Source organism: Streptomyces sp. NPDC058457 (assembly GCF_042720695.1).
Lineage (GTDB): Bacteria > Actinomycetota > Actinomycetes > Streptomycetales > Streptomycetaceae > Streptomyces.
On the sequence record NZ_JBHXLU010000026.1, the window covers coordinates 1 to 19,051 of the forward strand.

General features: G+C 70.9%; 19 protein-coding genes and 1 tRNA gene. 12 read left to right on the forward strand and 8 right to left on the reverse strand.

Features of this window, described 5'->3' with window-relative positions; translation table 11 throughout:
- Window positions 1–116 precede the first annotated feature (116 nt).
- A complete protein-coding gene (locus tag ACFWPS_RS21470) occupies window positions 117–446 on the reverse strand; it encodes a three-helix bundle dimerization domain-containing protein (RefSeq protein ID WP_383707601.1) in 330 nt (109 codons plus the stop codon).
- Between the two features lie 176 nt (window positions 447–622).
- Window positions 623–694: transfer RNA gene (locus ACFWPS_RS21475), tRNA-Cys, on the reverse strand.
- Between the two features lie 172 nt (window positions 695–866).
- Here ACFWPS_RS21475 and ACFWPS_RS21480 point away from each other — a divergent pair.
- From ACFWPS_RS21480 to ACFWPS_RS21505, 6 genes are all read left to right on the forward strand, one after another.
- Window positions 867–2,306 carry an MFS transporter gene (locus tag ACFWPS_RS21480; RefSeq protein WP_383707402.1) on the forward strand — a complete coding sequence of 480 codons (1,440 nt, stop codon included), beginning with the start codon at window positions 867–869 and terminating at the stop codon, window positions 2,304–2,306.
- Between the two features lie 41 nt (window positions 2,307–2,347).
- On the forward strand, window positions 2,348–2,548 hold the full coding sequence (locus tag ACFWPS_RS21485; RefSeq protein WP_383707404.1) for a hypothetical protein: 201 nt from the start codon (window positions 2,348–2,350) through the stop codon (window positions 2,546–2,548).
- Complete coding sequence (locus ACFWPS_RS21490) at window positions 2,545–2,967, forward strand: type II toxin-antitoxin system death-on-curing family toxin (protein ID WP_383707406.1); 423 nt, start codon at window positions 2,545–2,547, stop codon at window positions 2,965–2,967. Before ACFWPS_RS21485 ends, ACFWPS_RS21490 begins: the two co-directional genes overlap by 4 nt.
- Window positions 2,968–3,100: 133 nt before the next feature.
- The gene (locus tag ACFWPS_RS21495; RefSeq protein ID WP_383707408.1) at window positions 3,101–4,903 is read left to right on the forward strand and encodes a DEAD/DEAH box helicase; all 1,803 of its coding nucleotides are present in this window, start codon (window positions 3,101–3,103) and stop codon (window positions 4,901–4,903) included.
- 340 nt (window positions 4,904–5,243) lie between these two features.
- Window positions 5,244–5,885: an IclR family transcriptional regulator gene (locus ACFWPS_RS21500; protein ID WP_383707410.1), complete on the forward strand. Its 642-nt coding sequence runs from the start codon at window positions 5,244–5,246 to the stop codon at window positions 5,883–5,885.
- A gap of 49 nt (window positions 5,886–5,934) precedes the next feature.
- A complete protein-coding gene (locus ACFWPS_RS21505; RefSeq protein WP_383707412.1) occupies window positions 5,935–6,723 on the forward strand; it encodes a S16 family serine protease in 789 nt (262 codons plus the stop codon).
- Between the two features lie 100 nt (window positions 6,724–6,823).
- Here ACFWPS_RS21505 and ACFWPS_RS21510 read toward each other — a convergent pair whose 3' ends face one another.
- The 3 genes from ACFWPS_RS21510 to ACFWPS_RS21520 form a co-directional block, all read right to left on the reverse strand.
- On the reverse strand, window positions 6,824–7,000 hold the full coding sequence (locus tag ACFWPS_RS21510) for a hypothetical protein (protein ID WP_383707414.1): 177 nt from the start codon (window positions 6,998–7,000) through the stop codon (window positions 6,824–6,826).
- Window positions 7,001–7,010: 10 nt separating this feature from the next.
- On the reverse strand, window positions 7,011–7,595 hold the full coding sequence (locus ACFWPS_RS21515; RefSeq protein WP_383707416.1) for an ArsR/SmtB family transcription factor: 585 nt from the start codon (window positions 7,593–7,595) through the stop codon (window positions 7,011–7,013).
- A 76-nt stretch (window positions 7,596–7,671) separates the two neighbouring features.
- The gene (locus ACFWPS_RS21520) at window positions 7,672–8,154 is read right to left on the reverse strand and encodes an Lrp/AsnC family transcriptional regulator (RefSeq protein WP_383707418.1); all 483 of its coding nucleotides are present in this window, start codon (window positions 8,152–8,154) and stop codon (window positions 7,672–7,674) included.
- A gap of 123 nt (window positions 8,155–8,277) precedes the next feature.
- Between ACFWPS_RS21520 and hppD the strand changes: the two genes are divergently transcribed.
- Window positions 8,278–9,426: a 4-hydroxyphenylpyruvate dioxygenase gene (gene hppD, locus ACFWPS_RS21525; RefSeq protein WP_383707420.1), complete on the forward strand. Its 1,149-nt coding sequence runs from the start codon at window positions 8,278–8,280 to the stop codon at window positions 9,424–9,426.
- 15 nt (window positions 9,427–9,441) lie between these two features.
- On the opposite strand, the gene ACFWPS_RS21530 is transcribed toward hppD, so the two are convergent.
- Complete coding sequence (locus ACFWPS_RS21530) at window positions 9,442–10,938, reverse strand: tetratricopeptide repeat protein (protein WP_383707422.1); 1,497 nt, start codon at window positions 10,936–10,938, stop codon at window positions 9,442–9,444.
- 92 nt (window positions 10,939–11,030) lie between these two features.
- On the opposite strand from ACFWPS_RS21530, the gene ACFWPS_RS21535 reads away from it, so the two are divergent.
- Window positions 11,031–12,437: an FAD-binding oxidoreductase gene (locus tag ACFWPS_RS21535; protein WP_383707424.1), complete on the forward strand. Its 1,407-nt coding sequence runs from the start codon at window positions 11,031–11,033 to the stop codon at window positions 12,435–12,437.
- 29 nt (window positions 12,438–12,466) lie between these two features.
- On the opposite strand, the gene ACFWPS_RS21540 is transcribed toward ACFWPS_RS21535, so the two are convergent.
- The gene (locus ACFWPS_RS21540) at window positions 12,467–12,880 is read right to left on the reverse strand and encodes an SsgA family sporulation/cell division regulator (protein ID WP_383707426.1); all 414 of its coding nucleotides are present in this window, start codon (window positions 12,878–12,880) and stop codon (window positions 12,467–12,469) included.
- Window positions 12,881–13,122: 242 nt separating this feature from the next.
- Here ACFWPS_RS21540 and ACFWPS_RS21545 point away from each other — a divergent pair, with 242 nt between their 5' ends.
- The gene (locus tag ACFWPS_RS21545; RefSeq protein WP_383707428.1) at window positions 13,123–14,541 is read left to right on the forward strand and encodes an RDD family protein; all 1,419 of its coding nucleotides are present in this window, start codon (window positions 13,123–13,125) and stop codon (window positions 14,539–14,541) included.
- Window positions 14,542–14,609: 68 nt separating this feature from the next.
- A complete protein-coding gene (locus ACFWPS_RS21550; RefSeq protein ID WP_383707430.1) occupies window positions 14,610–15,335 on the forward strand; it encodes an RDD family protein in 726 nt (241 codons plus the stop codon).
- A gap of 99 nt (window positions 15,336–15,434) precedes the next feature.
- Here the strand turns inward: ACFWPS_RS21550 and ACFWPS_RS21555 are convergent, their stop codons facing one another.
- Window positions 15,435–15,728, reverse strand: a complete 294-nt coding sequence (locus ACFWPS_RS21555; RefSeq protein ID WP_361288337.1) for a hypothetical protein — start codon at window positions 15,726–15,728, stop codon at window positions 15,435–15,437.
- 424 nt (window positions 15,729–16,152) lie between these two features.
- Between ACFWPS_RS21555 and ACFWPS_RS21560 the strand changes: the two genes are divergently transcribed.
- Both ACFWPS_RS21560 and ACFWPS_RS21565 read left to right on the forward strand, forming a co-directional pair.
- Window positions 16,153–18,522, forward strand: a complete 2,370-nt coding sequence (locus tag ACFWPS_RS21560; RefSeq protein WP_383707432.1) for an immune inhibitor A domain-containing protein — start codon at window positions 16,153–16,155, stop codon at window positions 18,520–18,522.
- Between the two features lie 121 nt (window positions 18,523–18,643).
- Window positions 18,644–18,973, forward strand: coding sequence for a hypothetical protein (locus tag ACFWPS_RS21565; RefSeq protein ID WP_383707434.1), 330 nt, complete (start codon window positions 18,644–18,646; stop codon window positions 18,971–18,973).
- Window positions 18,974–19,051: the final 78 nt, after the last annotated feature.

Below are 19,051 nucleotides of genomic sequence, written 5' to 3' on the forward strand. Positions count from 1 at the left end.
ACCGCAGCCAGCTCCTCAGCCATCACACCCGCTCAACAACACAGGCAATCAAGGAGACACGCCACCGGCGAGTGAACCTGACCAGGCCCTACTAGTGCTCCGACAGGCAACGCCGTTCAGTTGGGTGTGACGCCCGTCGGGCGCTCGACCAGTACAGGAATGAACTCGCGCACCGGCCGATCCGTGGATGACGCGTAAGCCTTGGCGACGGCTGCTTTGACCTCGGCCTGACTGTGCGCCGCGCCGAACGCGTCCTTCAGGCGTTTGCCCAGGAGAGTGCTTCTCGGCCACTGCTGAGATTCTCGGGCGGTAGTGCCCCGCGCCGTGAGGTGCAGGTCAACGTCCCGGTCGGAATGGAAGGCGGCATTCTTGACGCGGACTGAGGCACGTGCCCGGCCAATGCCGCAGCTCGGTTCCGCCTCCGTGAGGTCGGGCCAGGTGGCCAGTTACGTGAGGGATGCACAACCATGCCGCAACCCACGGATATTCGAAGCACGCGGATCGTCACCTTCACACCCATGGGGTGGAGCCGTCCGGCCCCTGGATTGCTGAGACCGGCGGTCTGAAGGGTGACACCCCCGGAGGGGTGCCGCCCTTTCGTTCTGCCTGGTCAGGCAGTCAGAGGCCGTGGCGGGAATCGAACCCACGTAACTCGCTTTGCAGGCGAGTCCCTAAACCACTCGGGCACACGGCCGTGTCGGTGATCTGAAGGTACGGGGGTGTGGGGGAGGGGCTCAAGGGGGCGGGCGGGGCTGCAACGGGACTGCCATACGGCGTTCATGAACCGGGGTGTACGACCAAGGTCGGAGGCGGGGTGGGGCTTGCGACAGGGGTCAGAGTGGAGGTTGGGCCTTACCGTGGTCGGTATGACCGCCCTTGAGCCGAGCGACGCCGTCGTCGCAGACGAGACCGCCGACAGGATCGATGACGAGCAGGGCGTGCTGGGGCGGTCGTACCGGGCGCTGAGTGTCGGGATCGTGTCGGTCGTGCTGCTCATCGCCTTCGAGGCGACCGCGGTAGGTACGGCGATGCCCGTTGCGGCGCGGGAGCTGGGCGGGGTGTCGCTGTACGCGTTCGCCTTCTCCGGGTACTTCACGACCAGTCTCTTCGGGATGGTGCTGGCCGGGCAGTGGTCGGACCGGAAGGGGCCGCTCGGGGCGCTGACGACGGGGATCGGGGCCTTCGCCGCCGGGCTGGTGGTGGCCGGGACCGCCCAGGGCATGTGGGTGTTCATCGCGGGGAGGGCCGTGCAGGGGTTCGGCGGCGGGCTGGTCATCGTCGCGTTGTACGTCGTGGTGGGGCGGGCCTACCCGGAGCGGTTGCGGCCCGCGATCATGGCCGCGTTCGCCGCGGGGTGGGTGGTGCCGTCCGTCGTCGGGCCGCTGGCCGCCGGCGCGGTGACCGAGCAACTCGGGTGGCGGTGGGTGTTCCTGGGGATTCCGGTGCTCGTGGTCTTTCCGGTGGCGCTCGCCCTGCCTCAGATACGGCGCCGGGCCGGAGGGCCCGTGGCGGAAGGAGGGCCCGGAGCCTTCGACCGGCGGCGGATCCGGCTCGCCTTCGGTATTTCGCTCGGTGCGGGGCTGCTGCAGTACGCGGCCCAGGATCTGCGGTGGCTGTCGGTGATACCCGGACTGCTCGGTGGTGCGCTGCTGGTGCCGGCCGTGTTCGGGCTGCTGCCCCGCGGTACGTACCGGGCGGCCCGGGGCCTGCCCTCCGTCGTCCTGCTGCGCGGGGTCGCGGCCGGCGCCTTCATCTCCGCCGAGTCCTTCGTGCCGCTGATGCTCGTGACCCAACGGGGGCTGTCCCCCACCCTCGCCGGATTCTCGCTGGCCGCGGGCGGGGTGACCTGGGCGGTGGGCTCCTGGGTGCAGGCGCGGCCGCGCATGGAGCCGTACCGGGAGCGGCTGATGACCCTGGGGATGGTGCTGGTGGCGGCGGCGATCGCCACGGCGCCGACGGTGCTCGTGCCCGGCGTGCCGGTCTGGACCGTCGCCGTCGCCTGGGGCTTCGGCTGCTTCGGGATGGGCCTGGTGATCGCCTCGGCCAGCGTGCTGATGCTCCGGCTCTCCGCCCCGCAGGAGGCCGGCGCCAACTCCGCCGCCCTCCAGATCTCCGACGCCCTCTCGAACGTCGTCCTGCTCGCCGCGACCGGCGCGGCCTTCGCGTCCCTCGGCGGGGGCAGCATGACGGGGGCGGCCGGCTCCGGTTCCCGTCCGGCGGCCTTCGCCGTCGTGTTCCTGCCGATGGCGGGGGTGGCGCTCATCGGTGCCTGGGTGACGACGCGGCTGCGGGAGCGGGCGTCGTAAATCGATCGTCGGGCGGTGATCGCGCGTCCTACGCTCCCCGTATGTCCGAGCTGACCCTCTTCCTCGACCCGGCGACCCGCCAGGCCCTCGACGACCTCGCCGACGCGCAGGCGCGGCAGCCCGAGGAGTTGGCGCTGGACGCCGTACGCGGGCAGCTGCGGGAGGAGGAGGCGAGGGTTCGGGCCGTCGCCGAGCGCCTCGCCCTGGCCCACGCCGATCTGCTGCGGAGGCTGGGCGAATGACCCCGGACCCGACCTCCGCCCCGACCTGCGACCCGACCCCCGACCCGACCCGGCACCTCACTGTTGCCGAAGTCGCGGCCATTGCCGAGGTCGCGTTCGGTGGATGTGCGCCGGAGACCCGGGCGCCGGGGCTGTTCGCTTCGGCCGTGCACCGGCCGCGGGCCCGGATGTTCGGTACGCCGGCCTACCCGGACCGGTACGAGCAGGCTGCCGCACTGCTGCACGGCCTCGCCGCCAACCACCCCCTGGCCGACGGCAACAAGCGCACCGCATGGCTGGCCACGGCGACCTTCCTCGCCGTCAACGGCGTCGATCTCACCGACGTGGCGCAGGGCACGGCATACGACCTGGTCGTCGATGTGGCCTCCGGCGCGGAGAACGACATCGGCGTCATCGCGCGGCGGCTTCGTGATCTGTGACGTGAGTCCCACCCGGGGGTGACCCGGCCTTGTCCGCGCGTTGACCGCCATGGCGCGCCGGTAGGGTGGCCCGGTTGTCATACGTAGCCGCCCAGCCCCTTACTGCCTCCCGAACCCCCTTACTACGGAGACCGTGACTACCACCGCCGCCTCTGCTTCCTCGTCCTCCCATCACCTTTCGCCGGCCTTCCCGGGCCGGGCGCCCTGGGGTACCGCCAGCAGGCTGCGTGCCTGGCAGCAGGGGGCCATGGAGAGGTACGTCCAGGAGCAGCCGCGCGACTTCCTGGCCGTGGCCACGCCCGGCGCCGGGAAGACGACGTTCGCGCTGACGCTCGCCTCCTGGCTGCTGCACCACCATGTCGTGCAGCAGGTCACCGTCGTAGCCCCCACCGAGCACCTGAAGAAGCAGTGGGCGGAGGCCGCGGCGCGGATAGGGATCAAGCTCGATCCCGAGTACAGCGCCGGACCGCTCAGCCGGGAGTACGACGGGGTCGCCGTGACGTATGCCGGTGTCGGCGTGCGGCCGATGCTGCACCGCAACCGGTCCGAGCAGCGCAAGACCCTCGTCATCCTCGACGAGATCCACCACGCCGGCGACTCCAAGTCCTGGGGCGAGGCCTGCCTGGAGGCGTTCGAGCCGGCGACCCGGCGGCTGGCCCTGACCGGTACGCCGTTCCGGTCCGACACCAACCCCATCCCCTTCGTGACGTACGAGGAGGGGCAGGACGGGATCCGGCGCTCGGCCGCCGACTACACGTACGGGTACGGCAACGCGCTCGCCGACCACGTCGTGCGCCCCGTCATCTTCCTCTCCTACAGCGGCAACATGCGCTGGCGGACGAAGGCCGGCGACGAGATCGCCGCGCGGCTCGGCGAGCCCATGACCAAGGACGCCGTCAGCCAGGCCTGGCGTACGGCGCTCGATCCGCGCGGTGAGTGGATGCCTGCGGTGCTGCGCGCGGCCGACCAGCGGCTGACCGAGGTGCGGAAGGGGATTCCGGACGCGGGCGCCCTCGTCATCGCCTCCGACCAGGAATCGGCCCGCGCCTACGCCAAGCTCATCCGCGAGATCACGGGGACGAAGGCGACCCTGGTCCTCTCCGACGACACCGGCGCGTCCAAGCGGATCGACGACTTCAGCGGGAGCGACGACCGGTGGATGGTCGCGGTGCGGATGGTGTCCGAGGGCGTCGACGTGCCCCGGCTGGCGGTCGGGGTCTACGCCACGACCATTTCCACTCCTCTCTTCTTCGCCCAGGCCGTCGGGCGGTTCGTGCGGTCCCGGCGGCGCGGTGAGACCGCGTCCGTGTTCCTGCCGACCGTGCCCGATCTGCTGACCTTCGCCAACGAGATGGAGGTCGAGCGCGACCACGCCCTCGACAAGCCGAAGAAGGACGGCGAGGAGGACCCGTACGCCGAGTCCGAGAAGGAGATGGAGGAGGCGAACAAGGAGCAGGACGAGGACACCGGCGAGCAGGAGCAGTTCGCCTTCGAGGCGCTGGAGTCCGAGGCCGTCTTCGACCGGGTGCTCTACGACGGCGCCGAGTTCGGCATGCAGGCGCACCCGGGGAGCGAGGAGGAGCAGGACTACCTCGGCATTCCGGGGCTGCTCGAACCCGACCAGGTGCAGTTGCTGTTGCAGAAGCGGCAGGCCCGGCAGATCGCGCACAGCCGCAAGAAGCCGGACGACGAGGCCGACCTGCTGGAACTGCCCGCGGAGCGGCGGCCCGTGGTCTCCCACAAGGAGATGATGGAGCTGCGGAAGCAGCTGAACACGATGGTCAGCGCGTATGTGCATCAGAGCGGGAAGCCGCACGGGGTGATTCACACGGAGCTGCGGAGGGTGTGCGGGGGGCCGCCGAGTGCGGAGGCCACGGCGGGGCAGTTGCGGCAGCGGATCGCGAAAGTGCAGGAGTGGGCTACGCGGATGCGGTAGTCGGTCGGGTGCAGGTTGACTGTGGTTGCTCGCGCAGTTCCCCGCGCCCCTATGGGGCGCGACAGGTGGACGCATACCGATACAAAGCGCAGTAGTCCATACCGGTACGTGACCGGATTCTGGACGGAGGCTTCCGCTCAGCGAACCCGCTTCGCTACTGTCCGGCTACGCACACGCCCCGTGGCAGCGCCGCCGCGGAGCGCAGCCGTGAAGCGACTGGGCCCGGAGCCGCCGGGCCGTCCTGCCGATCGGCGGCCTCTGAAGCGCGTCGCTGACGGGACTCGGCGACGCATCCGCCGCGTCGGAGGTTGCCGACCTCACCACTTAAGGAGTGGGCGTCGTGACCGCGGAGACCTCTCAGACGCTCGACCGGGGACTCAAGGTCCTCAAACTGCTGGCCGACACGGACCACGGGCTGACCGTCACCGAGCTTTCCAACAAACTGGGCGTGAACCGGACCGTGGTGTACCGGTTGCTCGCCACGCTTGAGCAGCATGCGCTGGTACGGCGTGACCTGGGCGGGCGAGCCCGGGTCGGGCTGGGCGTGCTGCGTCTCGGACGCCAGGTGCACCCCCTCGTACGGGAAGCGGCCCTGCCGGCGCTGCGTTCGCTCGCCGAGGACATAGGGGCGACGGCGCATCTGACGTTGGTCGACGGGACCGAGGCGCTCGCCGTCGCGGTCGTCGAGCCGACCTGGACCGACTATCACGTGGCCTACCGGGCCGGGTTCCGGCACCCGCTGGACCGCGGGGCCGCCGGCAAGGCGATCCTGGCCGCACGGCACAAGCCGCGGGACGACCCCGGCTACACGCTGACCCACGGCGAACTGGAGGCCGGGGCGAGCGGGGCCGCGGCACCGCTGCTCGGGGTCACCGGCGTCGAGGGCAGCGTCGGGGTCGTGATGCTGGCCGACGCCGTGCCGGAACGGGTGGGGGCACGGGTCATGGACGCGGCCCGGGAGGTCGCGGAAGCGCTGCGCTGAGCGGGGTCGGGGCGGTGGCCTGAACAGGTCGCCGCGTTAGATTGACTCCGTGCTCTCACGTCTCACGCGTCTCCAGGTCATCGCCGTCTGCGCGGTTCCCGTCGTGGCTCTGATCGGTACGGCCGTCTTCGCGCCGTTGCCGTTCTCGGTGGCCCAGCCCGGGATGACGGCCAACGTGCTCGGCGACAACAAGGGCACCCCGGTGATCACCGTCTCCGGGGCGCCCGTACGCACGACCAGCGGGCAGTTGCGGATGACGACGATCGAGGCGACCGGGCCGGACGCGCGGGTCTCGCTGGGCGACGTGATCGGCAACTGGTTCCGGACGGACCGGGCCGTCATGCCGCGCGACTCGGTCTACCCGAGCGGCAACGACGTCAAGGAGATCGAGCAGCACAACACCGAGCAGATGGAGCAGTCGCAGGACGCGGCGGCCCAGGCCGCGCTGAAGTACCTCGACCTGAGCGCGAGCAAGGTGAAGGTGACCCTGAAGCTGGCGGATGTGGGCGGGCCGAGTGCGGGGTTGCTGTTCTCGCTCGGCATCATCGACAAGCTGGACGGGAACGGCAGCGGGGGAGACCTCACCGGGGGGAAGAACATCGCCGGTACGGGGACCATCGCCGCGGACGGCACGGTGGGGGCCGTGGGCGGGGTCGGGCTGAAGACGCAGGCCGCGCGCAGGGACGGGGCGACTGTCTTTCTTGTGCCGAAGGACGAGTGCGCCGATGCCAAGGGGGAGCTGCCGAAGGGGTTGCGGCTGGTGCCGGTGACGACGCTCAAGGGGGCCGTGTCCGACTTGGTGGCGTTGGAGAAGGGGGAGAAGGTCCCCAGCTGTTGAGTTTCGGGTGCGGGGTGGTGGGGGCTGGTCGCGCAGTTCCCCGCGCCCCTTGCGGGGCGCTGAGCTCGCGGGGCGTTGAGCCTTACAGGGCCACCGAGCCTTACGGGGCGATCGCCGGGGTCGGAGATGCCAGGCGCAGGCCTACCTCCACCAGGGTCCAGCCGATGCGCTTGCGGAGTTCCCGCTCGGGCTTGGCCTCCTTCGCCAGCCGGTGGTTCTCCGCCTGGGTGTGCAGTTCCGTCATGTGGTGCCGGGCGAGCTGGGCCTGCGTGTACATGGTGTGCCTCTCAGTCCGTCTTGAGGGGGAAGAGGTGCGTGTGGATGCGTACTTGTTCCGACTCCGGCGTGTCCTTGTCGGGGACCCGGTCCCGGTAGTCGTCGACCAGGGCGTGCATCTTCTCGATCAGTTCGAGGGCGAGGTCGGGGGTGAGCCGCAGACCCATGTCGCTCATGTCGGAGGAGCGGGTCCAGGCCTGGGACCACTGGTCACGGGTGCCGAGCCAGGCGGCCAGCTCGCGGGCGTGACGTGCGGCGGCCTCCTGCAGGAAGACCTCCGTCAGTCCCCGTATCTCGGGACTCGCGTCCTCGAAGTCCGCGCTGTCGTAGGTGATTCCCTGGTCCGCCGCCTGCCACCACCGCTCCCGGCCCTTGCCGCGCTCCGGGGCGTCCTCGACGAAGCCGTGTTCGGCGAGCTGGCGCAGGTGGTAGCTGGTCGCGCCGCTGGACTCGCCCAGCCGCTCGGCCAGTTGGGACGCGGTGGCGGGACCGTGCTGCCGCAGGGCGTCCAGCAGCTGCATCCGCAACGGATGTGCGAGCCCCCGCAGGGAGCGGGCGTCCAGCCGGCGCGGTTTGCGTTCCTCGTGCTCCGTCATGTGTACAAAGATAGCTATGCAAAGGCTCCTTTGCAACACCTCTTTTGCATCGACTTCTTTGGAACTCGCCTGCCGGTCAGGTCGTCCCTTCGCTGTCCGCCGCGGCCTGTTCCACCAGCGGGATGATCCGCAGCGGAACGGGGTTCTCCATGACGATCGCCGTGGAGGCCCGGACGATGCCGTCGAATCCGACGACCCGGTCGATCACCCGCTGGAGATCGGCGTTGGAGCGGGCCACCAGACGGCACTGCATGTCGCCGGTGCCGGTGGTGGTGTGCAGTTCCAGCACCTCCGGCACGGTCGCCAGGTGCGCTCGCACGTCCGGCCCCTGGCCCTGCCGGATCTGCAGGGTGGCGAACGCGGTGACCGGGTAGCCGAGGGCCGCCGGATCCACCTGGGGGCCGAATCCCTGGATCACCCCGTTCGACTGAAGCCGGTCCAGACGAGCCTGCACCGTCCCCCGGGCCACGCCCAGCCGGCGGGACATCTCCAGGACCCCGATGCGCGGCTCCCGGGCCAGCAGCACCAGGATCCGCCCGTCCAGATGATCGATCGCCATGTCCGCCTCCGTGGGTGGTCACCCTGTACAGAAAGTCCGCCATTACGGCCGTACTGCTGAACACATTGCCCAGTAGAAATGCTATCTATTGCGCACCTTGCGGACCCGGTTCACCCTTCGGACATGACGCAGACCACAGACCACACTCCCGCTGCGACCGCCCGGCAGGACGACCCCTTCCCGGTCAAGGGGATGGACGCGGTCGTCTTCGCCGTGGGCAACGCCAAACAGGCGGCGCACTACTACTCCACCGCCTTCGGTATGCGGCTGGTCGCGTACTCCGGACCGGAGAACGGCAGCCGCGAGACCGCGAGCTACGTCCTGGAGAACGGCTCGGCCCGGTTCGTCCTCACCTCCGTCATCAGGCCGGACACCGAGTGGGGACACTTCCTGTCCCGCCATGTGGCCGAGCACGGCGACGGGGTCGTCGACCTCGCCATCGAGGTCCCGGACGCCCGCGCCGCGTACGCGTACGCCGTCGAGCACGGTGCCCGGTCCGTGGCCGAGCCGTACGAACTCAAGGACGAGTACGGCACGGTGGTGCTGGCCGCGATCGCCACGTACGGCGAGACCCGGCACACCCTCGTGGAGCGGACCGGCTACGACGGCCCGTACCTCCCGGGGTTCGTCGCCGCGTCCCCGATCGTCGAACCGCCGGCCCGCCGCACCTTCCAGGCCGTCGACCACTGCGTCGGCAACGTCGAACTCGGCCGGATGAACGACTGGGTCGACTTCTACCACCGGGTCATGGGCTTCACGAACATGAAGGAGTTCGTGGGCGACGACATCGCCACCGAGTACAGCGCGCTGATGTCGAAGGTGGTCGCCGACGGCACCCTCAAGGTCAAGTTCCCGATCAACGAGCCCGCCGTCGCCAAGAAGAAGTCCCAGATCGACGAGTACCTGGAGTTCTACGGCGGAGCGGGCGTCCAGCACATCGCGCTCAACACGAACGACATCGTCGAGACGGTACGGACCATGCGCGCGGCCGGCGTCGAGTTCCTGAGCACCCCGGACACCTATTACGACACCCTCGGCGAATGGGCCGGCGACACCCGCGTCCCGCTGGACACCCTGCGCGAGCTGAGGATCCTCGCCGACCGCGACGAGGACGGCTACCTGCTCCAGATCTTCACCAAGCCGGTCCAGGACCGTCCGACGGTCTTCTTCGAGATCATCGAGCGGCACGGCTCGATGGGCTTCGGCAAGGGCAACTTCAAGGCCCTCTTCGAAGCGATCGAACGAGAGCAGGACCGCCGCGGCAACCTGTGACCCACCCCCGCCGGCCTACTGCGGCAGCTCCTCGTTCGGTGGCTGGTCGCCGAGGGCGGTGAGGGTGGCGCGGGCCGCCGGGGTCTGGAGCGGTGAGAAGTAGGGGTTGGTCCGCAGGGCGTCCTGGAGGTGGCGGCGGGCCGGTGCTTCGAGGTCCAGGTCGCGTTCGATCATGCCCCGGTGGAAGGTGTACAGCGCGCTGCGGACCCCGCCGCCCTTCGTCGAGTCCGTCGCGACCGAGGCGTAGCGCAGCGCCTCCTTGTCGTCGCCGGCCCGGTGCAGCGCCCACCCCAGGGCGTCCGCGACCTCGATGCCGGGCTGGCGCTCCCACTCGGCCGTCAGCCGCCGCACCGCCTCCTGGGCGTCCCCGTGGTCCGCCTCGTACTGCCCGATCACCAGATCGTCGTCGACCCCGGCCGCCAGCTCATGCCGTACCTGCGTCCGCAGCAACGTGTACTGCGACTCCGCCTGCCGGCCCATTCCCAGCGACTCGTACAACTCGGCCAGTTCCAGGGCGACCTGCGGCGTCGGCCGGTGCGCGAGCGCCCCCTGGTACGCGGTCAGCGCCTCCTGCGTCCGGCCCAGCGCGGCCAGCGCCCGCCCCTGCCCGGCCCGCGCGGACGGCTGGTCGGGGTCCAGTCGTACGGCCGCCGTGAAGTGCTGCAGCGCGTCCTCACGGTCACCCCGCTCCCAGGCCAGCTGCCCGGCCTGGCCCAGATACGCGGCCTGCTCGACGGGGGTCCGGGCGGCGGCCGCCGCGTCGGTCACCTGGGCCACCGCGTCCTCGCGCCAGCCCCGGTCCCGGTACACCGCCGAGGCCCGCGCCTTCACCGCCGGCTTCGCGTCCGCCCCGACCTTCAGCGCCATCAGCTTGTCCAGCGCGGACCGGGCCGCCTTGTAGTCGCCGAGCCCGTTGTACGCGTCGATCAGCACCGGATACGCCGACCACCGCTTCGGCGCCGCCTTCAGCGCCTCCTCGCCCAACTGCCTGGCCTCCGGGAAGTCCCGGCGCGCCACGGCCAGGCCCGCCAGTCCGCTCAGCGCCTCGGTGTTGTTCTTGCCGGCCACCTTGAGGGAGGTCTGCAGCGCGCGCTCGGCCCGGGGGTAGTCGCCCGTGTCGGCGGTCCGGCGCGCCCGCTCGACGTACGCGGACCCCAGCACCGCCCAGGCCTTCGCGTCCCTCGGCTGCGCCCGTACCCGCGCCTCGCGGGCGCCGATGAGCGTCGTGAGGTCGGGCAGCGCGGCGGGCAGGCCGTTGACGACGGCCGTCTGCGCCGCGGCGAGCGCCGCCGCCCGCGCGGCCGCCTGGGCGCGCGGCCCGGCGGCCGGGCCCGGTGCGGCCCGGTGCGGCTCGCGCGGCCACAGCATCAGCGTGCCGCCCGCCGCCACCCCGCCCGTCAGCGCCACGACCAGCAGCCGCCGCAGCACCCGGCCACGGCGGCGGCGCGGCGGCGCCGGTTCGGGGAGCAGCGAGGAGGCCGGTGGGGACGGTCGGTTATCCAGCGCGCACATGATGCACACTGTGCGTCAATACGACGACCGCATCCATGCGGCCCAAGGACGGCACCTGTGGGGTTCACACCGATGGCCCCGGGTGCGACGCTGTGATCATGAGCCGTATCGAAGCGCCTCGGGACGAGGCAACCAGTAACCTCACCGACCGGCTCCTCGCGGGTCTGCCAGCCGACGCGGTCCTCGTCGACCCCGACGTGACCGCCTCCTACGCCAACGACATGGCGAGCTTCTGCCCGGCCGGCACCCCGGCCGTCGTCGTGCTGCCGCGCACCGTCCAGCACGTCCAGCACGTCATGCGCGTCGCCACCGAGCTGCGCGTCCCGGTCGTCCCGCAGGGCGCCCGCACCGGCCTGTCCGGCGCGGCCAACGCCACCGACGGCTGCATCGTGCTGTCCCTGACGAAGATGGACCGCGTCCTGGAGATCTCGCCGGTGGACCGCATCGCGGTCGTCGAGCCCGGCGTCGTCAACGCCGCCTTCTCCCGCGCGGTCGAGGAACACGGCCTCTACTACCCGCCGGACCCCTCCAGCTGGGAGATGTGCACGATCGGCGGCAACATCGGCACCGCCTCGGGCGGCCTGTGCTGCGTGAAGTACGGGGTGACCGCCGAGTACGTGCTCGGTCTGGACGTCGTCCTCGCGGACGGGCGGCTGATGTCCACCGGCCGCCGTACGGCGAAGGGCGTCGCCGGCTACGACCTCACCCGGCTGTTCGTCGGCTCGGAGGGTTCGCTCGGCATCGTCGTACGGGCCGTGCTCGCGCTGCGGCCCAAGCCGCCGCAGCAGCTGGTGCTGGCCGCCGAGTTCGCCTCCGCGGCCGCCGCCTGCGAGGCGGTGTGCCGGATCATGGAAGGCGGCCATGTGCCGTCGCTGCTCGAACTGATGGACCGTACGACCGTGAAGGCGGTCAACGAACTCACCCGGATGGGTCTGCCGGAGTCCACCGAGGCCCTGCTCCTCGCCGCCTTCGACACCCCGGACCCGGCCGCCGACCTGGCCGCCGTCGGCGAGCTCTGCGAGGCCGCGGGCGCCACCCAGGTGGTCCCCGCCGACGACGCCGCCGAGTCCGAACTCCTCCTCCAGGCCCGCCGGTCCTCGCTCGTCGCGCTGGAGGCCGTCAAGGGCACGACGATGATCGACGACGTGTGCGTGCCCCGCTCCCGGCTCGGCGACATGATCGAGGGCGTCGAGCGCATCGCGGAGAAGCACGGGCTGACCATCGGGGTCGTCGCCCATGCGGGCGACGGCAACACCCACCCCACGGTCTGCTTCGACGCACAGGACCCCGACGAGTGCCGCCGGGCCCGCGAGTCCTTCGACGAGATCATGGGCCTCGGCCTGGAACTCGGCGGCACCATCACCGGCGAACACGGCGTCGGCGTCCTGAAGAAGGAGTGGCTGGCCCGCGAGATCGGGCCGGTGGGCGTGGAGATGCAGCGGGCCGTGAAGAACGTCTTCGACCCGCTGGGCATCCTCAATCCGGGCAAGCTGTTCTGATCCCCCACGGCCTTCATCCGGCGGGGCCCTCACTGGGCGAGCAGCTGGTCGAGCGCCTCGTCGATCCCCAGCTGCCCGCCCTCGGTCCCCGGGGGCACCACCCGCAGCGTCCGCTCCAGCCAGGCGGACACCTGGGGGATCGGTGCTTCGAGCAGGGCGTCACCGTCGGGTGAACTCAGCGCCATCAGCACGACGCTGCGACCCTCCGACTTCGTCGGCCACACCCGCACGTCCCCGTGCCCGCACGGCCGGAACACCCCCTCCACGAGCAGATCGCGGGCGAAGGTCCAGTGGACCGGGAACTCGGAGTTGATGTGGAAGCCGACATGGACGGCGTACGGGTCGTCGGAGCGGTAGGTCAGCCGGGCCGGGACCGGGATGCTCCGCTCGGGGGACAGGATGAGCCGCAGCTCCAGTTCGCGTTCCACCACGGTGTGATGCATGACGTCCGTTTCCTCTCTCGGTCGGTCGTAGGGGCGCCTGCGGGTGGGCCCGTACGAGTGGAGAGGGGCTGGGGCCGCGAGCATTACGCGGGTTCCGGGAAGTTTTTTTCCGATGTGGTGAAGGGGGTGCACAGGGCTGCCCGGAAAGGGGCGGGTCCTGCGGGACTGGCGGTGACGGGCACCCGGGTCTGATAGATGTGGAGGCTCCCACATGACCCCCGAGCAGATACGGGATGACGGACATGACCGCCCCAACCCCGGCACCCGGTGACGAACGGCCCCGCGAGGGCTACTACCCGGACCCGTCCATCCCCGGCTACGTCCGTTACTGGAACGGCGCCGCGTGGGTGCCGGGCACCAGCCGCCCTGCCCCGTCCGACGGCGAACCCCTCGTCGCGCCGCCCGGCTCGCACCCCGCGGCCCCCGCGGCACCGGCGGCCTCGGCGGTCGAGGAGACCGGCCCGCACTTCTTCGACGAGGACCCGCAGCCGGGCGGCGCCTCCGGCTGGGGAGCCGACGGGGGCGCCTGGGGCACCGACCCCCGGGCGGCGGGCTCCCCGGCCCAGCCGGACGGCCGGTCCTCCCGCACCGACGGCACGGCGACGATCCCGCCGGCTGACCAGGGGGACGTCGACTCCGGCGGCACGTTCATCTTCCGCAGGCCGACGGTCGGCCCGGCGGGCACCCCGCCGGCCGCCCAGCCGCCCATGGACGACGGCACGATGACGTTCCGGCCGATCCGGGGCGAGGGCACGCCCGGCCCCGGGTCCGGTGCGGCCGGCAGCCCCGGCCACGGCGCCCAGGGCTCCGGCGGCCCAGGTGGCGCGGCCGGTTTCGGTGCCCAGGGGCCGGTCGGTGCGCCCGGCGCCGGCGGTACCGCGCGCCCCGGTTTCGGCGCCGGAAAGGCGGCCGCCGCCCGCGCCGCCGCCCAGGCACAGCCCGCCCAGGCGCAGGCCCCTCAGGTTTCCGCCCCGCAGGCCGTCGCCCCCGCCGTCCCCCCACAGCAGTCCGCCGCGCCCCGGTCCCCGATGGCTCCCGCCACCCCGATGGCCTCCGGTGCCGGCGGCGGACAGTCCTCCTGGGCGCAGCAGGTGCACCAGCTCGCCGGTGACCCGCAGGCCGCCCCCTGGAAGCCGCCGGTGGAGGACGTCTTCCAGGCGGCCGCCCGGCGGCAGGCGGCGGCCCGGCCCGCCGGGCTCGGCAAGCGGTTCGCCGCACGGCTCGTCGACAGCCTGGTCGTCGGCGCGGTGACCGCGGCCGCCGCCGTACCGTTCGGGACCAAGGCCGCCGCCCACGTGCAGGACAAGATCGACGCGGCCAGGCTCTCCGGCCGCACCGAGACCGTCTGGCTGCTCGACGGCACCACCGGCCTGTACCTCGGGATCGTGCTCGCCGTCCTGCTCCTCGTCGGCGTCCTCTACGAGGTGCTGCCCACCGCCAAGTGGGGCCGCACGCTCGGCAAGAAGCTGTTCGGCCTGGAGGTCCGCGACATCGAGGGCCACGAGCCGCCGGCCTTCGGGGCCGCGCTGCGCCGCTGGCTGGTGTACACCGTGCCCGGACTGCTCGGCATCGGGATCGTCGGCGTCGCCTGGTGCCTGTTCGACCGGCCCTGGCACCAGTGCTGGCACGACAAGGCGGCGCACACCTTCGTCGCCGACTGACGGGCCGTCGTACTCCGTACGGCCGCTCGCCGGATGCGGGCCCGGCGGGTTCGCGGTCCACTCGGGCCATGAGCACCGAACCGCCCCCGCCCCCCGGCTCCGGAGAGCCGCCGGAGGACGATCCGTTCCGGAAGCAGCCCCCGCCGGGCCAGAGCGAGGGCCAGGGGCCGGGCTCGCCGTACGACACCCCGTACGGCGGCTCGCAGCCCCCGCCGCCCTCCTACGGCGGCGGCCCCTACGGAGCGGGCGGCGACCCCCACGGAGGCGGTGGCCGCTACGGAGGCGGCGGTCCTTATGGAGGCGGCGGCGGAACCGGCGGCTACCCCGAGGATCCGCTCGCCGGGATGCCGCCGCTCGCCGACAGCGGCAAGCGCACCCTCGCGCGGATCATCGACATGATCCTGGTGGGCATCGTGGTCGCGCTGCTCACCTGGGCGTTCGGGGTGAGCGAGTACCAGATGGACGGCGACAGGATCTCGGCCGGCCGGTCCTTCTTCCAGTCGCTGGTCGCCGCCGTCCTGTTCGTCGCCTACGACACCCTGCTGATCGCCAGGTCCGGGCAGACCCTCGGAATGAAGTGGCTCGGCATGCGGGTCGCCAACCTGGCCGACGGCGCCACGCCCACCACCCAGACCTCCCTGCTGCGCGCCCTGGTGCTGTGGGTGCCGTTCGCCTTCTGCTGCGCCTGCATCTGGACGGTGATCTGCGGCGGCTGGAGCTTCTTCGACAAGCCGTACAAACAGGGGCTGCACGACAAGGCGGCGAAGACGGTCGTGGTCAGTACGAACGCCTAGCGGGGCCGGTGCAGTAGCGGGGCCGGTGCAGGGGGGCGCACAAGCAGTCGGCGGGTCCGTCAGTCTCACGGACCCGCCGACTTCACTGGTGTGCTCACGTCAGGGCGCGGTGGGCTCCCGGACGGGCTCGGCCGTGGCGGCGGCCACGGTCTCCCGGTGCACGGGGATCCGCACCTCGGGCAGTGGGGTCGGGGCGGGCACGGACTGCGCGACCGTGCGCGGCCGGGGGAGCGGGATCGTCATGGCGACCAGCAGTCCCAGACCGAGCGCGGCGAGCGCGATGACCGCGATCCCGATGCCCGAACTCGTCTGTGACAGCAGCAGCATGGCGAGCGTCGAGCAGATCACGGTGCAGGAACCGTAGACGAGCTGTGCCGGGGTCGGACGAGGCATGGCAATCGTGTCCTCGGGAGATATGGGGGTGAGACGAGGAACCGGCCTTGGTTTCCACCGGCTTCCGGGCGTTCCACCGTTCGACTCTATTCGCGTGCATGCCCGAGTGGAACGGCCGGTAAGCGTGACCTAACCCACGGTACCGGTGCACAGGGGGCGCACGGTCGCATGGCATACGGCAACCGGAGGCATATGCGCGCCGGTTGGGTGAGGTCCTTCCGGGGTACCTCCGTGCCCCGGCGTCCGTAAAGCGAACTCCCGCTCCGCATAGTGCAGTTGAACTGTCCGAGTCAAGGTCTGTCTTTTCTCGTAAACCAGTAGTCAAATATCGTCACTTGAATCGACGCGTTGAACGTGCGCGCACGGACCCCCAACCATCACCCGGTCCCCCTTGCCGTGCGCGCGGCGCGGGGGAGGAACTCAAGTGACCAGCAGACCCTGGACGTTCAGAGCACTCGCCGTCGGCGTGACGCTCGCGACCGCCTCCGTCGGCTTCGCCACCTTCGCGGTCGCGGAGGCCGCGACCCCGGCGGCGACCACCAGCACCGTCGACCGGCACGACCCGTCGACGAAGCAGGAGGAGCACGACCTCGACGGCCCCCTGAGCAAGACCCAGGAGGCCCAGCGCCAGGAGGCCCTCGACCAGGTCATATCCGGCAAGGCCCAGGTCAAGGACCGCGACGGATCCAAGGTCGTCCAGCTCAAGGGCAAGAAGGGCGACAGCAAGTACGTCGAGCTCGGCCGTGAGAAGACGGACAAGATCTTCACGATCCTGGTGGAGTTCGGCGACCAGACGGACCCGCGGTACAACGGCACGGCCGGCCCGCTGCACAACCAGATAGCCCAGCCGGACCGCACCAAGGACAACTCCACGGCGTGGCAGGCGGACTACAACCAGGCCCACTTCCAGGACCTCTACTTCGGCACCGGCAAGAACACCGAGTCGCTGAAGAAGTACTACGAGAAGCAGTCCTCGGGCCGCTACTCGGTCGACGGTGAGGTCACCGACTGGGTCAAGGTCCCCTACAACGAGGCCCGTTACGGCAACAACGCCTGCGGCTCCACCACCTGCTCCAGCGTCTGGAACCTGGTGCGCGACGGCCTGAACGCCTGGGTCGCCGACCAGAAGGCGGCCGGCGAGTCCGACGCCGCCATCAAGGCCGACCTCGCCCAGTACGACCAGTGGGACCGCTACGACTACGACGGCGACGGCAACTTCAACGAGCCCGACGGCTACGTCGACCACTTCCAGATCGTGCACGCCGGCGAGGACGAGTCCGCGGGCGGCGGCGCCCAGGGCACCGACGCGATCTGGGCGCACCGCTGGTACGCCTTCGGCACCGACGCCGGCGCCACCGGCCCCGCCGACAACAAACTCGGCGGCACCCAGGTCGGCGACACCGGCATCTGGGTCGGCGACTACACCATGCAGCCGGAGAACGGCGGACTCGGCGTCTACGCCCACGAGTACGGCCACGACCTCGGCCTGCCGGACGAGTACGACACCAACGGCGGCGAGAACTCCACCGGCTTCTGGACCCTGATGTCCTCCGGCTCCTGGCTGGGCACCGGCAAGGAGGCCATCGGCGACCTGCCGGGCGACATGAACGCCTGGGACAAGCTGCAGCTCGGCTGGCTCAACTACGACGTGGCCAAGGCGGGCACGAAGTCCAGCCACAAGCTGGGGGTCGCCGAGTACAACACCAAGAACAAGCAGGCCACCGTGGTCACCCTGCCCGACAAGGCGGTCACCACCACCGTCGTGACTCCCGCCCAGGGCTCGACCCAGTGGTGGAGCGGCAGCGGTGACAACCTCAAGAACACCCTGACCCGTGACGTCGACCTGACCGGCAAGTCGTCCGCCACGCTGAACCTGGACGGCTGGTACGACATCGAGTCGGGCTACGACTACCTCTACACCGAGGTGTCCACCGACGGCGGCGCCAACTGGACCGCCCTGGACGGCACGGTGAACGGTGCGGCCCTCCCGCGCGACGGCAGTGACAAGCCGGCGCTCACCGGTTCGGCCGACGCGTACACCAAGCTGTCGTACCCGCTGGACGCCTACGCGGGCCAGAAGATCCAGCTGCGCTTCCGCTACCAGACCGACGGCGGGGTCGCCCTGAAGGGCTTCGCGGCCGACGAGATCACCCTCACCGCTGGGGGTACCCCCTCTGGGGGAGGCTCGACGGTCTTCTCCGACAACGCGGAGTCGGCGGACGCGGCCTGGACCGCCTCCGGCTTCTCCCGCATCGGCGCGTCCTTCACCAAGGACTACGCGCAGTACTACATCGCGGAGAACCGCCAGTACGTGTCGTACGACAAGACCCTCAAGGTCGGCCCGTACAACTTCGGCTTCTCCACGACCCGTCCGGACTGGGTGGAGCACTACGCGTACCAGAACGGCCTGTTGATCTGGAAGTGGGACACCTCCGAGGCGGACGACAACACCAGCGTCCACCCCGGTACCGGTCTGATCCTCCCGATCGACTCGCACCCGACGGCGCTGAAGTGGTCCGACGGCACGCTGATGCGCAACCGCATCCAGGCCTACGACTCGCCGTTCAGCCTCTACGCGAGCGACGGCATCACCCTCCACAAGGCGGACGTCGCGACGAAGATCAAGCAGTCGTCCGGGGTGTCGGTCTTCAACGACCACAAGAGCGACTACTACGACGCCTCGAACCCGGCCGCCGGCGTCAAGATCACTGACACCAACACGAAGATCAACATCGTCACGGAGGCCCGGGACGGCTCGACGATCTCCCTCCAGGTCGGCCCCGCAGTGAAGTAATTCGCATTTCCGCAGGTCAGACACGTATCGGCGGCGACCCCTTGGCGGGTCGCCGCCGCTCGTGCTTAGGTGCGTCCTGTGGATTTCTTATTGACACCGACGCGCACGGGGGTGTGACCGCATGGCCGCAGGAGGGTTCTGCAAGCTGCCGAACGGCAGAGTGGTGGTGGCGCTGAACCTGCCCAGCCCCGCCACGGCGGACGGCTCGTCCGACGTCCGCGTACTGGTCCACGCCCACAACCGTGCCCGGGCCCTGACAAGGCTCCGCAACCTGGGCATGCGAGCGGTCTACCTGCGGGGCAACGCCGCCCCACCGACCCCGGACGAGATCACCGCCGTCCTCCACCACCCCGACGGCCTGATATGGCGAACGGCCCCTGACAACGGTGTCACGGCACTGGAACTCTGGAGACCGATCAGATCCCTCCTCCGCAGACCGACGCCGGCCTGACCAGCACTTTCCGACACCGGGCCGGGCAGCCGACCCCGGGGCGCGCGGGGCTCTGCCGATGTGCGGCTCCGCCGCGTG

What these genes read in the sequence shown, in the direction of transcription:
- ACFWPS_RS21515 (WP_383707416.1), bottom strand. Translation starts at nt 7,595, where the DNA reads ATGACGGAGCACGAGGAACGCAAACCGCGCCGGCTGGACGCCCGCTCC.
- ACFWPS_RS21480 (WP_383707402.1), top strand. Translation starts at nt 867, where the DNA reads ATGACCGCCCTTGAGCCGAGCGACGCCGTCGTCGCAGACGAGACCGCC.
- ACFWPS_RS21565 (WP_383707434.1), top strand. Translation starts at nt 18,644, where the DNA reads ATGGCCGCAGGAGGGTTCTGCAAGCTGCCGAACGGCAGAGTGGTGGTG.
- ACFWPS_RS21490 (WP_383707406.1), top strand. Translation starts at nt 2,545, where the DNA reads ATGACCCCGGACCCGACCTCCGCCCCGACCTGCGACCCGACCCCCGAC.
- ACFWPS_RS21555 (WP_361288337.1), bottom strand. Translation starts at nt 15,728, where the DNA reads ATGCCTCGTCCGACCCCGGCACAGCTCGTCTACGGTTCCTGCACCGTG.
- ACFWPS_RS21540 (WP_383707426.1), bottom strand. Translation starts at nt 12,880, where the DNA reads ATGCATCACACCGTGGTGGAACGCGAACTGGAGCTGCGGCTCATCCTG.
- ACFWPS_RS21545 (WP_383707428.1), top strand. Translation starts at nt 13,123, where the DNA reads ATGACCGCCCCAACCCCGGCACCCGGTGACGAACGGCCCCGCGAGGGC.
- hppD (WP_383707420.1), top strand. Translation starts at nt 8,278, where the DNA reads ATGACGCAGACCACAGACCACACTCCCGCTGCGACCGCCCGGCAGGAC.
- ACFWPS_RS21510 (WP_383707414.1), bottom strand. Translation starts at nt 7,000, where the DNA reads ATGTACACGCAGGCCCAGCTCGCCCGGCACCACATGACGGAACTGCAC.
- ACFWPS_RS21550 (WP_383707430.1), top strand. Translation starts at nt 14,610, where the DNA reads ATGAGCACCGAACCGCCCCCGCCCCCCGGCTCCGGAGAGCCGCCGGAG.
- ACFWPS_RS21485 (WP_383707404.1), top strand. Translation starts at nt 2,348, where the DNA reads ATGTCCGAGCTGACCCTCTTCCTCGACCCGGCGACCCGCCAGGCCCTC.
- ACFWPS_RS21530 (WP_383707422.1), bottom strand. Translation starts at nt 10,938, where the DNA reads ATGTGCGCGCTGGATAACCGACCGTCCCCACCGGCCTCCTCGCTGCTC.
- ACFWPS_RS21520 (WP_383707418.1), bottom strand. Translation starts at nt 8,154, where the DNA reads ATGGCGATCGATCATCTGGACGGGCGGATCCTGGTGCTGCTGGCCCGG.